Source organism: Oceanobacillus arenosus (assembly GCF_003369575.1).
GTDB classification, from domain to species: Bacteria; Bacillota; Bacilli; order Bacillales; family Amphibacillaceae; genus Oceanobacillus; species Oceanobacillus arenosus.
Genome location: NZ_PIOC01000024.1, coordinates 90,310 through 106,206, shown reverse-complemented (window position 1 = coordinate 106,206; position 15,897 = coordinate 90,310). Strand labels below are relative to the sequence as shown.

The following is a 15,897-nucleotide window of genomic DNA, read 5'->3' as shown; positions in this document are numbered from 1 at the left end:
TGTGTGTAGTAAATGTGTCCCTAGTAAGGGTGATAACTGGTAGCTAGCCTTTCCTCCATCGGCATTACCCGACTTCATTGGTACTACGCTGCTATCCGACTCCCTACACGGCATTTGGCTTCCTTGCTTGTTATCGCTTGTACACCATACTCTTCTAAAATAAGAGACCGGTAGGGTCTCCCGAGTTGCCGTATCATATCAATGTATAACGTGCCAAGGTCTCTGACTCCAGAGAGGCTTTACCCTTCTTGCCTGTAACAAAGGATAAAATATAGCTTTCTGCTGTGTGTAAGGCATCAGCCCTCTCGATTTACTAACATTATGGAGCTCAATCCCTTCAACCATTTGGCTTTCGGCCCGCTACCTAACTGTCTACGCTTAAAGACTAGAGTTACCTTTAGCCCTCCAAGACTCACTACGAGCGAATGGCTAGTTCTTACTCGACGGGAATCCCACCCGTTATATGACACGACCTAAGCTCGGCCGCACACGCACCAGTTAACACAATAAAACTTTTTATTAGTTTTTAACTTCATAATGGAATTCTACAAACTGATTGAAGTCTCATTCCCAATAAAAGGTCTAATTGATAATCTCCCTCTCTAAATAACGTAATTCCTTTACCAATTTCGTCACCCAAGCTCCTGTAAACTTTCTATATATATCAAAAGATCTTCCAATATTTTTTCCTTTGTATATTTCTTCTTTTTACTATCGTATTCTTCATATGTAACGGCTATATTTCTTTTAAAAATGTCCTTTGGATCTTTATATTCAATGTATATAGAATAGCTAATGGCAACTATATTCTTTCTTGGACTTTTACTATGTAATTGCTTAGCACGCTTTATCAACTCGTCTCGCTCATTAATTCGAGCTTGCTCTAGCTGTTTTAGCCATTTTATTCTTTCTTCTTCCTTTTTCTTTATTTCTTCATAATAATCCAATAAAGTATTGAAATAACCTTTTCCTAACGTTTTTTGCATCCCTTTTAATATATTGAATGCTTCTTGAGCCTCTAAATATGATGTATTGTAACAATTTTTCATCCACTCTGTTTTAGGAATTGCTTTATTAAGATACCAATCTTCAATAATTGGTTTTAAATATAACTCATATCCTGGGTAGCCAAACTCAAAGGAAGTTTCTTTTGTAATCAAAACATGTAAAATACTGTGCTCTACCAAATCACAATAAACTAACCTATCTTTTCTTTGGCATTCAAACGGAATATTAAATCTTTTCACAAAATCCTTATCCGATACCTTTAACCATTTGATCTCATCTATATGATGACAATATAAACCTTCATTTGTTCTTGATATTTTTCCTTTTGCGATATTTTTTATTTCTCCATTCATAAACCTCTGATATGATTTTTCTCTAAAATAATCATCATGTGCAGGACCGTATTTCTGAAGTAAAAAATCAACTGCCTCTTCATAAGTTTTCGATAGTAAATCCAAGTACTCTTTAAAGCTGTTCATTAACTATTACCTCTAATCCTAGTTATTTTTGAGTTTATTTATAAATTAACCTGTCACGGTAATGTATAGCCCCCATTATAAATCTTATATTCAGTTCTTCTTCTGAAAATCTATGATATACCCCACCCCTAGTCTTTATTATCATCATAAAGAAGTACGATTTGTGTGTCTTGGTTCTAAAAGGTGATTTTCTGAATCAATAACTGCTTTATACATTTTCCTCCCTCTATAGTTCCATGTATTCTAAACGTCCTTCTTCAACTCTTCTGCCCCTTTAGTACAATAGCTGCCGTTCGATTTCATCTTCAACTAATGCACCAGTTTGATAATTAAGCACCTATCTTTTGTAATATTACCTACGAACTTATACAAAAAATCATAAAATTACAATAGATTCTCCGATTACAAATATTGTTGTGACCGCTAAACTAAAGTAGACAGTTTTTGCTAGATAAAAAGAAACACTTATTTATCCAAAAAATACTAATACTAAAAAGTACTTTCCATTGTAAAATGTTTATATTATTAAACATCATCAGTGGAGGTCGCTAAAGGTGGATAAGTGGGAAATGTATATGGAAATACATCAGTTAATTAAAAAGGGATTTAGTAAGGCAAAAGTGGCGGAAAAACTAGGAATATCAAGATCAACGGTTTATCGAAATCTAAGAAGGTCACCCTCAGATATGGCCGAATGGGTAGAATCAATTCAAACAAGAAGTAAGAAATTAGATCCCCATAAAGAGCTTATATTATCATGGTTGAGAGAACATCCAGATATGTCTGCTGCACAAGTAGAAGATTGGTTAAAAGAGAAATACGAGGATTTAAAGGTAGGAGAAAGTACTGTTCGATCTTATGTTAGAGAATTGCGAGAGGATTATAGAATAGAGAAAGAAACGTCACCACGAATCTATGAAGCTATTCCAGATTCACCTATGGGTGAACAAATACAAGTTGACTTCGGTCATACCAAACAGAAAACAGTAGATAACAATGAGGTAAAACTGAATTTCATCGCATTTGTATTATCGAATTCTAGATATAAATATCAAGAATGGCTGGATAGACCTTTTACTACCCAAGATGTAATACAAGCACATGAAAATGCATTTAGGTGGTATGGGGGAATCCCAAATGAATTGGTATATGACCAAGACAGTTTAATCGTCGTCAGTGAAAATGGTGGAGATTTAATTTTAACCCGGGAGTTCCAACAGTACAAAGAATCTAGGGATTTATCCCTTCGGGTATGCCGTAAGGTTGATCCAGAGAGCAAAGGAAAAGTTGAAAATGTAGTTGGTTTTATTAAACATAACTTCGCTAAACATCGGGTTTTTCACAACATTGACTCTTGGAATGAACAAGGTTGGGAATGGCTCAATAGAACTGGAAACTATAAAGTTCATAATACAACAAAAAAGAGACCGGTCGAAGTGTTTTCCCTGGAAAGACAACACTTGAGACCAGTCACCAAAAATCTAGATATAAAATATAACTATGAAAATAGTATATCAAGATGTGTCCATAAGGACAATACTATTCGTTATTTATCTAGTCGTTATTCCCTTCCATTGGGGACGTTTGGTAAACATGAAACAGTATGTATTAAGGAAACCGAAGACAAGCAGTTAATCATTTATAGCTCTGAGACAGGAGAGATTATCGCAATACATAAGGTTCCTGACGGAAAGGGATTATTAATCAAGGACAGAAAACATAGCCGAGATAGATCAAAAGGGATAGATGCATTTATTGATACTGTTGCACAATATTTTAAAGAAAATGAGCTAGCTTATGAGTTTTTACAAACTATTAGAGAGAAGTATCCTAGATATACTAGAGATCAGCTACAAATTATTCTAAAAGAGGCAAAGGCAAACAATAAAGAAATTTTATCAGCAGCATTAAATGAATGTGTAAAGAGAAATCTATATAGTGCAACAGATTTTAGCGATGTCGTTTCATACTTAAAACGATACCGACCGACTGATGATACAGTGATTACGAATAACACTGAGATTGTAACACCATTAGGCCATGTTTCTGAATGGGTAATGGAGACAGAAACTCAGAAAAGAGAAGTAGATGCTTATACTGCAATATTGGAAGGTGATTATAAATGAGCCAACTAAAACAGTTGCAGGAATTAATGAAGACTCTGCGTCTCACAGAAACCGCCAATCATCTTCCTACATTAATAAGAGAAGCCGAGCAAACGGATTTATCCTTTACTCAGTTCCTCTTCGATGTAGCAAAATATGAACAGACCCGTAGGGAAGAAAAGCAATTAGAGAATCGATTTAAAAGGGCTACATTCCCTTTTCAAAAAACATTAGACGAATTCAATTTAAAAGAACAGAAATCATTAAGCAATAAACATTTGAATCGATTAAAAGATTTAACGTGGATTGAACAGTTACACAATATTATCTTATTGGGACCGCCAGGTTCTGGGAAAACTCACATTTCAATTGGATTGGGCATTGAAGCGTTAAATCAAGGTTACAAGGTTATCTTTACTACGATGGGAGACCTTATTCATGTTTTAAAGACGGAAGAAATTACTCGTAAATCCCAAACTAGAATGAAAAGAATAAGGACCGCTGATTTAGTGATTATTGATGATTTGATGTTCATGGCAATGGATCAACAAGAAGCAAATATGTTTTTTCATTTGATTAATGACTTATATAATCAGTCTTCCATTGTATTAACGTCAAATAAGGCCCCAAAAGAATGGGGTGAACTATTAGGAGATCAAGCAATCACAACCGCTATATTGGACAGAATTTTACATCGAGTAGAAATAATTCATTTGAATGAAGATAGTTATCGAATGAAACATAGATCAACGATATTTGGGCAAGAAAGTGTTTCAAATTAATCAGCAGTAATTGTGTCTTTTTACTTGACGGTCACAGTTGTATAATTTAAAGTGAGGAGTGATAAAATTTGCTTGTAAAGATGAGTAAGAAGGATTTTGATTTATTAGCACTTAGTAATTTAAGTCAAGAGTGTTTTGAACCGCTTATTAAGATTTATAAAAACAGAGTAGCTGAACAAACTTCATTTAATGTTTCCCAAATTAAAGAGCAATTTTATGAGGAACTAACTGAAGGGCAACGAGCGTTATTTATGTTTTATGCGTATTACAACCACGTAAGTAAATCACTTATCGAATTCTATTGGTGGAGTGCATATTTTATGGCTCAACCTCGAAGTTGGTTAGCAATTAAAACAGGTATTAAGTATTTCGATGATAAATCTATGCTGTCGCTCCTTGAAAGGATTGAAGTAGAACTAAAACGGCATAATCATCCAGATACTTTAGAGAACTTTACGGTTAAACGTGAAGACCTTGAACGGAATAAAGAACTCCAAGCATCTTTCAAATTACTTTATGAAATACTTGATAAAACTTCCTCACTGACTATTAACAAAATAAACGAGTGCATTGGACAAAACCATCAAGATTTTTTGGAGATAGAAGATTAGTTTTAAAAATAACAGGCAGCACCTTTTAAACGGGTGCTGTCTTTCCAAGATAATTAATAAGTAATATAGGACAAATTATAAATACAAGAGAGAAGAATTTCATCTCCTTCTTCAACTATCCTGCCCCGTTAGTGAAACAACTTCTCTTCTAATAATAGCATAATATTCAAACAATGTTTCTGGAAGAAAAAGACGACCGTTTCGAGGGCCGTCCTGTTTAACTCTTGCACCAGTTACCTCAATAAGCGAATTAATTTTCTTAAAAAAATATTATTCAACTTCTCTTGTCAGTAAAGACTTATAGACTTTTTTATGTCGGTAGTAATCTACCATACATTTTATATTGAAAAACAATGTCATTATCCCTACTCCAAGAAAAGCAGATCTGTCGTAAATAATATATAAAGCTATTAAAACAACGAACATTAAAATACCTATGATTATATATATAAGGGAAGAAGACATTCTTCGTCTCTCTCGTTCTCTATATGATTCCTGATCAGAAAAAATATCTCTTTGAGGATTCGTAGAGGTTGTATAGAAAATATGCTTAGAATACCAACTGTTTTTTGAAAGTAAAATCCAGCCAGCACCCTCAAAAATACTTTTGTACTCCTCAAACTCTCCCTTTTGATTTAACTCACGAAAATCAATTTTGTAAATTATATTTTTTTGTTTCTCACTTTTTACAGGTTCGAAAACATATTGACAGTCATCCATATCCTCTGAATCATAACTCTTAAGTATCCAACCTTCGTTTAACATACTTTGCAACCATTGTTCTTCCTTAGAGAAATCAGAAAAATGTTTTGTCACCTTTTTTACCTTATTATTTTTCACCATTTTCAATCCCCCGCTGAATGATTTTTTTTGAAAGATTAATCATTCGAATATATCTTTCATATTCCCAATGGAGTACATCTTTTCCTTGTTCCGTAATACAATAGGTTTTCTTCTTACGATGTTCCTTTTCAACTGCTATTGTTTTTATCAACCCTTGCTTCTCTAGATTTTTTAATACTCCGTAAAGAGTCCCTGGTGCAATAATATAGTTACCTTCACTCGTATTTTCTATTTCTTTTATAATGCCATAACCGTGTAGTGGTTCTTGATAAAGAGCTAATAAAATTAAATATGTAGATTCTGATAATGGATTTATAGGAGACAACTCCCTTGATATAATGAATAACGATATATCGATAACCATAATTTAAACTATAATATATCGACTGTCAATATATTGGTGATAAAAATTTAAAAAATCAGACACGAAAAGTACATTTCTTTAATAAAGAAATGTACTCGTTAGTTATATGCACTTTTAATTCGAATACAATTTTTCATCATTATGTTTAGATTTTTGATTAAATTAAATTACTCAGCTGATTTTTCTTGAAGTTCTTGTTCAACTGCGATTCTTCGCCTTCCACGTCTGTACCGATTATGCCTGAAGTTAATTCTTATCTCCTTTTTATTTAAATAGTGTCTTATCAAATCGTACCATTTAGCTTTAGTGATTTGCTCAACCCACATATTTTAACCTCATTTAATTACCAGTTTAGTCACTTTTCTTCTTCAACTATTCTGCTTCATTAGTACAATAAGAATAAATAGCTGCTGTTTGATCTTATCTTCAACTCTTGCACCCGATAGTTTAAGTACAATCTTTCACAATCTATTTTAATATGCAAAGAAAGTATTAACTGTTCAAATTTTAACACTCAGACATGTCTTAATTAACATCTTACATTTAATTGTTTCACTGGGCTTTTTTATTAAATCTAGGTTTACTAAAAATGTTGTAAGAAACATGAATAATAAAGCGCATTAAAAGACCAACTGAGCAGAGTATCTATTTAAGATTTATTAACTGAAACAGTAAAACAATAACGATTGAGAAGCTTTCAATTAGGAAACAACCGAATAGAATGATTGAAACATATTATGACTGTATTATTTTGATTCAAGTGATAATAAAGTTAACTTGGTTGTTTAAGCCTAGAACTTCGATAATATAAACCGTATATTAAAATAGCTATCATTATAACAGAGAAAAAGCAATTAAAAATATTTCTATAAATAGTTTCTGGAGATAAACTATTTTGAAGGGTTAGTAGTAATCCAGAAATAGTGACTCCAAGCCCTCCACCGAAAAATTGGATTAATTGGGCGACTCCTATGCCTGAACCGACTTGTCTCATTGGCAGAATCCTCGTTATCTCATTAGAAATACTCGTTGAAAGTGATGTAAAACCAACACTTACAAACATATATGCCACAAGTATAAAATAAGGACTGATGGTAGATAACAATGCGAATAAGATGGTCGCGCTTAATAAAAACAATTGCCCCGAAATAATTAATGGCATATTGCCAAAACGATCAATTACTCTTCCTATATATTGTCCAGCAATCACTGCAATAATAGCTCCTGGAAAAATGATCATCCCTACCTCTATCGGCCCTTGTTGGAATGTAGTTGTAAGCATAATTGGCATTAAAAACAGAGTTGCAAAATTTATAAAAAAAGTGATACAAACTATTAACAGTAGTTTTGTATACTGCCTATTTCTAAAGAGGATTGGCGGAATGAACGGCTCTTTTCTTTTATGAAGATATCTCCACCACACCACAAAAAGAACGACGGTTGCAGCTAAGATAATATAGGAAAATGTGGTCAGAAAAAGGAGTAGACCTGTAACACTAAGTCCCGTTAGAATTGCACCAAATAGATCGAAGTGACCTTTTTGAAGAACCTCTTTCGGCAACAACAAATGGAAGAATGGAATGGAAAGGACCGAAATGCTACTGATAGCGAAAAGATAATTCCATCCTAAGTATTGTGTAATGATTCCCCCTATTAGAGGGCCTAAACCAAATGCCAAAGAAGCCGTAGAATTAATAATTGCCATCGCTCTTGCACGCCTCGAAAGACGTAAACGCCCGGCGATGATTATTCCCAATCCCATAATCCCTCCACCACCAACAGCCTGAACAATTCGAGCTCCTAATAGGAGGAGAAAATGATTGGAAAAGAAGCCGATGATGGATGCGATTCCTAAAATACTGATTCCAAAAAACAAAAGTCTAGAGACGGGGATAAAGTCCGACAATCTGCTAAAAGCCAATGATGCAATGGCAAACATGATTGAATAACCGGAAACGAGCCACGACGCTGTTGATGAATTTAAGGAAAAGTCTATAATTATAGAGGGCAATGCAACATTAAACATCGTCGCGTTCATTACTACGAGCAAGATGGTAAAACTCAAAATTAAAATAATCTTATTCACTTGAGTGGGTACCATGCTTTCTAATTGGGGAGAAGTAGTTGAAGTCATTTGATCCCATCCTTATTTTTAAAGTAATTAGTCGTTATCGTATTCGGACGACAACGACTAATCAACCCGCCTCACACAGGCAGTGAGCTGATTCCATTCAAAATCTGTTTATAGTTTAACAAGCGTTCTTCCGCGTACTTTCCCTTCTAATATAGCAGCTAATACTCCGGGTAGTTCTTCTAATGAGATTTCATTCACCATCTCTTCATTTAAGGTTGTTGGTTTCAAATCATTCCCAAGACGATTCCAAACTTTTAAACGCTCATTTCTTGGATATTGAACCGAGTCAACGCCAAGCCAATTTATACCTCGTGAAATATGAGGAAAAACGGTTGTGGAAACTTCACTGCCACCAGTGAAACCACATGTAGCTACAGATCCACCATACTTCAATGTACTTAGAATGTATTGGAGAGTTTCCCCCCCTACAGGATCAATCGCTGCTGCCCATTTTTCTTCACGCACTGGCTGATTGTCATTATCTACAATCTCATCTCGATGAATGATTTGTTTAGCGCCTAATCTTTTCAAATACTCTTCTTGGTCTATTTTTCCTGTACTCGCCACAACTTCATAACCTTTTTCAGCTAAAATATTTACCGCAACGCTGCCTACTCCTCCTGTTGCACCAGCTACTAGAACAGGTCCTTGGCTAGGTTCTAATCCATTATCTTCTAGTCTTTGAACGGCTATTGCAGCAGTTAATCCTGCTGTTCCTAGAACCATGGATTCCTTTAAAGATAACCCTTTCGGAAGAGGAACAACCCACTCTGCAGGAACACGTGCGAGTTCACTATAGCCGCCAAAATGACCTGTTCCTAATTCGTAGCTCGTAACAATAACTTCATCACCTTTTGTAAATCGTTCGTCTTTTGAATCAATAACCGTTCCGGCTAAATCTATTCCTGGCACAACAGGATAGGAGGATACAAACTTATTTAGGATGGCTACTGCACCATCTTAAAGTTTACGCTAGAATAGGCTACTTGAATGGTTACGTCGCCTTCTGGAAGGTCCTCCATACGTAATTGTTTGATTTCTAACTTGGTTTGATCATTTACTTTGTCTAGTACCATCGCTTTGAAATTATTCATTTTATCATACTTTCCTTTCTCTTTTATGATTGGAATTCCCTTTTAAAACAATACACGTACTCGTTGAATGCGCAACAAGACTCTTTTTTTCATCATAGATATGGCATTCCAGCAATCCAATTGTGCCGCCCTTTTTTATTATTTGCCCCTCAGCTCGCAGTTTCGATTCAAAAATAGGTTTAAGGAAATTCAACTTAAGTTCCACCGTCGTAAACAATTCGTCCTCAGCAAGTGTACTAATAAAAGATAATCCCATTGCAGCATCAGCTATATCACCCAGTATCCCGCCATGCAATGTGCCCATCGGATTATGCAATCTTTCAGAAGCTTCTATTTCAATAACGACTCTGCCTTCTTCAGCTTCTACCACCTTAAAGCCAAGTACCTGCGCAACAGGAGCACCAGGTATTTCACCCGTCATCATTTTCTTTATTCTTTCTAAGTGACTCATTATCCACAACTCCTAAATAATAAATTTTACTTTTAGGGTACTGCCAACAAGTCAGAAATTTTGTCCGTTAAGCGAGTTTCTATCTGTAAAGTAGAATTCCGGCACACTAATGAATCGACTCTTTGTGTTTGCTTGCTAAACTCTAGCCCTCTATTGTTGAATAAACTTTTAATTATTTTAATAGTGTAAGGAGACGCTTCTCTTATTTAAAGAAGCGTCTTTACTTAAATAATCCCTACTAGTTTTAATACCAAAATAAGTGCTTCTAGATTATTAAAGTAAATAAACCTGCAGTCTCCATGCAGTAATTGAAAAATTAAATTAAGCTTCTAGAAACGGGTAATCTATATAACCTTGTGCACCACCGGTATAAAGCCTATTTAAATCCGGTTCATTTAGGGGGGCATTTTTCTTTATACGCTCAATGAAATCTGGATTAGCTAGTGCCCAAATTCCTATTGTCGAAACATCTGCTATACCGCTGTCCACGTCCACAGTAAGTTGTTCAAGTGGACGTCCCGCTCTATTTACTACTAGGGGTTGTGTCCATAATTGACGTATTTCTTGTAATAAGGGTTCATTACCAAAGTGCATAATATGAAGATAAGCCAAATTAAGTTTGTTTAATTCCCCTATTAAATAACGATACATCTCAATATTTGTATCGCCTTCCTCAATGCCGTTCAATGTTCCTTGAGGAGAGAATCGAATCCCCGTTTTTTCTGGACCAATTTCATCAATGACTGCTTTAGTCACTTCAATTGCAAATCGAGCTCGGTTTTCAATGGTACCACCATAGGCATCTTGTCTGAGATTGGAGTTTTCACTAAGGAACTGTTGAATGAGATACCCATTCGCCCCGTGAATTTCGACTCCATCGGCTCCTGCTTCAATTGCTGCGGCTGCGGCAGTACGAAATTCTTGAATGACTTCTTTTATCTCATTTTGACCTAATTCCCTAGGCGTCGGAATATCTTTCTTCCCCTCAGCTGTATGCATTTCTATACCAGGTGCAATAGCAGAAGGTGCGACCGCTTGTCGGTGATGTGGTGTATTGTCAGGATGTGAAACACGCCCTACATGCATGAGCTGAATGAATATGCGTCCACCTTCATTGTGTACACGACTCGTTACTTTCTTCCAACCTTCTATGTGAGATGCCGTATAAATCCCAGGTGTATTGAAGTACCCTTGCCCATCATCTGAAGGTTGTGTACCTTCACTTATAATTAAACCAAATGAAGCACGTTGACTATAATATTCAGCCGCTAACTCACTTGGAGTACCATCAGGTAAAGCTCTATTTCTTGTCATTGGTGACATACCTAAGCGGTTTTTCAATGTAACGTCTCCAATACGAACCTCTTCAAATAATTTCTTCAATTTCATTCTCCTTTTTTGTTCTCATACACTTTAAGTATAAGATGGTTAGTAGTAATTCATTATCTATGACTAATTGTCCTCTTCATTACTCAGCATCAAGAAATCGATTTACATCGCCAGCGAATTGTTCTGGGTACTGGAATAGATGTCCGTGACCAGAGTCTGGATAAATAATGAGTTGGGCATTAGGTAAGTTTACAGTTAGAATGTAACTGTTTTTAGTCGCAACCATGATGTCTTCAACCCCATTGGTCACGAGTACTGGTTGCGTAATCTTCTGTAACCAGTCGTATTTCTGTTCAGGTTCCCGCTGAGCCCATTCGGATACTGCCTTGAATTGCGCCTCGGTCACTTGAGATGAGCTTTCCACTTTTTTCTGACCCAAGATTCGTTTTAATGAAGCTATACCAGCCGCTCGACTCGTTTCGGTAGGTCCGTAAAATAGGAACAAGAAATTCTCCCGAGCATCATTTCCACTAGATTCAGTCATCGCCTCATACACGCCTTCTCTACGCTCACTGACACCAGATCGTGGAGATGTACCCGCCAAGACGATGCGTCGTACCATATTTGGCTGTTGCAATGCTAATTCCTGTGCAACCATTCCTCCTATTGAAAAACCAAGAATATCGACTTTTTCTAAGCCAAGTGCTTTAATAAAAGACGCTGCATCTTTAGCCATCTCCGCTATAGTAGGCGGAGTTTCACCACTGGATTCACCGACACCAGCATTATCAAAGAGAATAATTGGTCGATTTTCAGCTAAAGCACCAATCATAATAGGATCCCAGTTTTCCATTGTTCCGCGGAAGTGAATGAAGAAAACTAGCGGAATTCCTGCTTCTTGGCCGAACTTTCTATAGGCAAATCGTACCCCTTCAGCTTCGATATAACTTGATTCAGTTGGAATTGTAAATGTTGACATTGTATAGTCTCCTTTCGAACTTATTGTTCGAGTATTTTTAAATTAGATTTTATCTGTCTGGCTGTGACTTACTGTACATGTGATGGCTACCTGATTTTCAATATAATTTTCCCTTTAGCTCTTCCTGATTCCGAATATTCTATTGCTTTTTGCGCATCTTCAAAGGAAAATACTCTATCGATTACAGGTTCGATTTTTCCAGATTCAATAAAGTCTGCAATGATACGTAATTGTTCGCCACTCGGCTTCATAAACAAATACCTATATTGAACATTTTGCTTTTTTTCAAGTGTAGTAAGTTTTTTACTTACTACGGAGAGCAACATCGTTTTTAAAAATCCTAATCCCCGTTCTTTAGCAAAACGAGCATTTGGTAATCCTGAAATGGATACAATTTTTCCTCCATTTTTAAGAACGTCGAAGGATTTCTCAAGCGCTGTGCCCCCAAGCGTGTCGAATATTGCATCATAATTTCCCAGTATATCTTCAAATTTATCTGTTTTGTAATTAATGATTTCATCTGCACCGAGGGATTGAACTAATTCCCTACCGTCTTCACTAGCAGTCGTTCCAACAGTGGCACCCATTAATTTTGCTAGTTGAATAGCAAAAGTTCCGACACCACCAGCACCAGCGTGAATCAATATCTTTTGCCCTTTTTGCAATTGAAGTATTTCATGTAAGGCTTGATATGAAGTTAATCCAACCAGTGGAATCGATGCCGCTTCCTCAAAGCTTATATTTTTAGGTTTTAAGGCTATGTCATCTTCATGAATAGAAATATATTCAGCAAAAGTTCCGACTTTACTCTCACGTGGACGACCATATACTTCATTTCCGACCCTAAAGCCAGTCACTTTTGTACCAACCTTTGTCACAACACCAGAAAAGTCATTCCCAAGGATTAGTGGCATTTTATATTTAATTAACAATTTCACCTCCCCATTGCGTATCCTAAAATCAAGCGGATTAATACTAGCTGCATGAATTTCTGTGAGTACCTCATATTCACCAATTTCAGGTACGGGCATTTTCGTCAAACGTAATGGAATCTTTCCATACTTATCAATTACCATCGCTTTCATTATCTCCACCTCCAAATAACAAGAATTCACAAGATACTTTATTGTTTAACAAGCATTCTTTTGCCTTCAAGATTGAAATCTCCAGCTCAATTTTCATCATTCACCGGTGCTTCGTGATGATCGACAATTTCATCCTGGTAAATGATTTCTTTCGTGTCCAATACCTTGTAAAGGAAACAATTTACTCTACAGGTATACGTACATTTTTAATTGAAACAATTCGAGAACGAGCATTCTCAAAAGGGTAAAAAAAGAAAGATTAATCCAAAACAGACAGTGTCATATCGATAATGCTTTCCAATTTTTCTCTATCATCGCTCGTTTTCGCTAATACTCGCAATCCCACTAATGAATTATGAATAAACAGGGAGAGACTTTTCGCATTGTGATGATTGGATATTTCCCCCAATGTTTGACCTCGTAGCAATAGCTCGTACAGTAATTTTTCAGTATTTGAGAAACTATCCACAACTTTCTCTGCTACTTCTTCGTCATGTAGGGATAATTCAACTGCTGTATTTACCGTTAAACAACCAATAGGTTCTTTTTTATTTTTATAAATTGCAATCTCAAATAAACGCCTGATGGCCTGTTTTACCGAATCCAGTGGCTTTACTTGTGAATTTATCTTGGTCCCTACTAATTCTTCATAGCGTTCCAACGCTTTCATAAATAACGTGTGCTTATCGCCAAATGTATCGTAAATACTTCTGCGATGGATTCCCATATGCGTGACTAAATCTTGCATCGAAGTTTTTTCATAGCCTTGTTTCCAAAAGAGTACCATAGCTTTTTGTAATACTTCATTTTCATCATATTCTTTTATTCTTGCCATCCAATTCCCCTCCTTCCACACAATCTATAGCAGCTCTTTAGACCGTCGTTTAAAAAGCCTTTAAGTACTAAGAAGTTCGTTTTGAGAACGGTCATTCTCATTTCTCTAAAAAAATATTGCTTATCCTTTACCTTATATACCCTACGATATCATTTAGAAAACAATCCATCAATAAATAACTCCAGTAATTATTATGACATTTCTCTATGCTTTAGAACCATCGGATAGTGATTTTTTCTCATTCAATATTTCAACCAAGAGAAAAATTGTTTATTAAATAAAATTTTCATCTTACACTATTCTGCCCCATTAGTGTAAGTACACTTTTTCACAAACTCTATAGTCCGCTCTTATTTTACCATATATTCAAAATATTTATAACCTAACTCTTTCCTCATTCCTCTAATGCCCATTTCTACTCGTCTACTATATGTATCTGTTTCTTAGTTGGTACCTCCCCCAAATCCCCCATAACCCCTTCTTCCCCATAGCCTCATCCCCTCTTTTACGCCTGAAGGCAATGGAACTAAGTTCTTCCCCCAAACGACCGAAAAAGACCCGAAATATCCCGTCTGGGTTGTATAGAATATTCCGCCATTGTAACTAAGTTATTCCCCATAATTGGGTAAAAGTATGACGGGAATCTGGATAAAAGATTGGAAATGCAACAATTTTAGGATGGAGTTACAGTTAGGAAATACACTGAATAGAGATTGAAAATCCGTTGGATTTATAGGGTGAGGAAAACAATTGAAAAGGGATTGGATATCTATTGATTCCAGCAACTACAAAGGATTTGGTGGGACTTTCTCCCGAGTTTGGGAAAAATAAAAAGGGACGAAATGGTACCGACCCCCGAATCGATATTAAACTTTATTGAAAAACGATTGAATACATATTGTGCTGTCCGCTGCCCTTCCCACTTCCTTTGCTGTTAGGGTACCAACTTAGTTCCATCAGGGAAGATGAAAGTTACAGGGAGATATAATAGAACAAGAATATGGAAAGAAGACTGGTAGTAACTACATAATTATTTAGTTATTGCCAATAGTGAAAAAGATCCCTAAAGAGACTTTATGATTTTCTATTTCATTCTTTAATTACTTTGTATTCCTTTACATATTCGTTTGGAGTATATATTTTTATAATACTACTAAACGGTATAGAAACACTTGGTTTCAATTCACAATGAATTTCGTCAGTATAACCACCATGGAAAATTCCATCATTTAAAATTGATAATGATTTTTCAATAATCCATTTTCTATTCATCAAATCAATTTCATTTTCCTCAAGATTTTCTGTGTAAATCCTATGATAAAAATTATTAATATTACTAAGAGGAGCTTCGAACTTAATTATGTAGCATTTTTTTTGTTGTTATTCATCCAATCATATTTTATTTTTCCATCTTTCAGAAGTTGTGCTAAATTATATAAGAATTCGGGATTTTCATTCACGTTCCCTCCATAATTTAGTACATTTTCACTAGAAAAGAACGAATTAATTTGGTAATCCTCAAATAATTTAAAACTCACCCATTCGGCTGAATCTCTTCCTGCAAGACCTCGATAATCCTTGGCTATTTCGTAAATTTCCCCTTTATAATGAATTTGTTTCTTTGCTAAATCTATTTGGACACCATGATTTTGTAAGTATTTATTTAATGGAGTGTCTAACAATATAGCTTGTTGCAAATTAATTAGCCCATATTTTTTAATACTCGAACATTCATCATTATTAGTAGTAACATGGAGGGAGGACATTATAAGCTCACTTGACAGCATTTGTTCATCTG

At 35.5% G+C, this 15,897-nt stretch carries 13 protein-coding genes and 1 pseudogene; 3 read left to right on the top strand and 11 right to left on the bottom strand.

The genetic code is table 11. The annotated features are described in order from the left end of the window. Positions 1-632: 632 nt before the first annotated feature. Positions 633-1,487 carry an SAV1803-related protein gene (locus tag CWR48_RS20615; protein WP_211316765.1) on the bottom strand — a complete coding sequence of 285 codons (855 nt, stop codon included), beginning with the start codon at positions 1,485-1,487 and terminating at the stop codon, positions 633-635. A 554-nt stretch (positions 1,488-2,041) separates the two neighbouring features. On the opposite strand from CWR48_RS20615, the gene istA reads away from it, so the two are divergent. The 3 genes from istA to CWR48_RS16295 all read left to right on the top strand — a co-directional run bounded on the left by istA (position 2,042) and on the right by CWR48_RS16295 (position 4,985). Beyond that, positions 2,042-3,613, top strand: a complete 1,572-nt coding sequence (istA, locus tag CWR48_RS16305) for an IS21 family transposase (protein ID WP_115774390.1) — start codon at positions 2,042-2,044, stop codon at positions 3,611-3,613. Next, complete coding sequence (gene istB, locus CWR48_RS16300) at positions 3,610-4,374, top strand: IS21-like element helper ATPase IstB (protein WP_115774389.1); 765 nt, start codon at positions 3,610-3,612, stop codon at positions 4,372-4,374. Before istA ends, istB begins: the two co-directional genes overlap by 4 nt. A 68-nt stretch (positions 4,375-4,442) precedes the next feature. After that, the gene (locus CWR48_RS16295; RefSeq protein ID WP_115774388.1) at positions 4,443-4,985 is read left to right on the top strand and encodes a hypothetical protein; all 543 of its coding nucleotides are present in this window, start codon (positions 4,443-4,445) and stop codon (positions 4,983-4,985) included. A 270-nt stretch (positions 4,986-5,255) separates the two neighbouring features. Here the strand turns inward: CWR48_RS16295 and CWR48_RS16290 are convergent, their stop codons facing one another. From CWR48_RS16290 to CWR48_RS16240, 10 genes and pseudogenes are all read right to left on the bottom strand, one after another. Next, positions 5,256-5,828, bottom strand: coding sequence for a DUF2812 domain-containing protein (locus CWR48_RS16290; RefSeq protein ID WP_115774387.1), 573 nt, complete (start codon positions 5,826-5,828; stop codon positions 5,256-5,258). Beyond that, positions 5,815-6,153: a PadR family transcriptional regulator gene (locus tag CWR48_RS16285; RefSeq protein ID WP_211316764.1), complete on the bottom strand. Its 339-nt coding sequence runs from the start codon at positions 6,151-6,153 to the stop codon at positions 5,815-5,817. The genes CWR48_RS16290 and CWR48_RS16285 overlap by 14 nt, the downstream gene beginning before the upstream one ends. An 811-nt stretch (positions 6,154-6,964) precedes the next feature. Further along, on the bottom strand, positions 6,965-8,326 hold the full coding sequence (locus tag CWR48_RS16280) for an MFS transporter (protein WP_115774385.1): 1,362 nt from the start codon (positions 8,324-8,326) through the stop codon (positions 6,965-6,967). 108 nt (positions 8,327-8,434) lie between these two features. Then, a pseudogene (locus CWR48_RS16275) lies at positions 8,435-9,420 on the bottom strand (acrylyl-CoA reductase family protein). A gap of 4 nt (positions 9,421-9,424) precedes the next feature. Continuing rightward, on the bottom strand, positions 9,425-9,871 hold the full coding sequence (locus tag CWR48_RS16270) for a PaaI family thioesterase (protein ID WP_115774384.1): 447 nt from the start codon (positions 9,869-9,871) through the stop codon (positions 9,425-9,427). 321 nt (positions 9,872-10,192) lie between these two features. Next, the gene (locus CWR48_RS16265) at positions 10,193-11,254 is read right to left on the bottom strand and encodes an alkene reductase (protein WP_115774383.1); all 1,062 of its coding nucleotides are present in this window, start codon (positions 11,252-11,254) and stop codon (positions 10,193-10,195) included. 85 nt (positions 11,255-11,339) lie between these two features. Then, positions 11,340-12,179, bottom strand: coding sequence for an alpha/beta fold hydrolase (locus CWR48_RS16260; protein ID WP_067728766.1), 840 nt, complete (start codon positions 12,177-12,179; stop codon positions 11,340-11,342). Between the two features lie 86 nt (positions 12,180-12,265). Continuing rightward, the gene (locus CWR48_RS16255) at positions 12,266-13,264 is read right to left on the bottom strand and encodes an NADP-dependent oxidoreductase (protein WP_115774382.1); all 999 of its coding nucleotides are present in this window, start codon (positions 13,262-13,264) and stop codon (positions 12,266-12,268) included. 259 nt (positions 13,265-13,523) lie between these two features. Then, positions 13,524-14,099, bottom strand: coding sequence for a TetR/AcrR family transcriptional regulator (locus CWR48_RS16250; RefSeq protein ID WP_115774381.1), 576 nt, complete (start codon positions 14,097-14,099; stop codon positions 13,524-13,526). 1,358 nt (positions 14,100-15,457) lie between these two features. Continuing rightward, positions 15,458-15,796, bottom strand: coding sequence for a hypothetical protein (locus CWR48_RS16240; RefSeq protein ID WP_147294896.1), 339 nt, complete (start codon positions 15,794-15,796; stop codon positions 15,458-15,460). Between the last annotated feature and the right edge of the window lie 101 nt (positions 15,797-15,897).

Excerpts from the sequence above, each read along its gene's own strand:
- CWR48_RS20615 (WP_211316765.1), bottom strand. The coding sequence starts at position 1,487 with ATGAACAGCTTTAAAGAGTACTTGGATTTACTATCGAAAACTTATGAA.
- istB (WP_115774389.1), top strand. The coding sequence starts at position 3,610 with ATGAGCCAACTAAAACAGTTGCAGGAATTAATGAAGACTCTGCGTCTC.
- CWR48_RS16290 (WP_115774387.1), bottom strand. The coding sequence starts at position 5,828 with ATGGTGAAAAATAATAAGGTAAAAAAGGTGACAAAACATTTTTCTGAT.
- CWR48_RS16280 (WP_115774385.1), bottom strand. The coding sequence starts at position 8,326 with ATGACTTCAACTACTTCTCCCCAATTAGAAAGCATGGTACCCACTCAA.
- CWR48_RS16270 (WP_115774384.1), bottom strand. The coding sequence starts at position 9,871 with ATGAGTCACTTAGAAAGAATAAAGAAAATGATGACGGGTGAAATACCT.
- CWR48_RS16260 (WP_067728766.1), bottom strand. The coding sequence starts at position 12,179 with ATGTCAACATTTACAATTCCAACTGAATCAAGTTATATCGAAGCTGAA.
- CWR48_RS16255 (WP_115774382.1), bottom strand. The coding sequence starts at position 13,264 with ATGAAAGCGATGGTAATTGATAAGTATGGAAAGATTCCATTACGTTTG.
- CWR48_RS16250 (WP_115774381.1), bottom strand. The coding sequence starts at position 14,099 with ATGGCAAGAATAAAAGAATATGATGAAAATGAAGTATTACAAAAAGCT.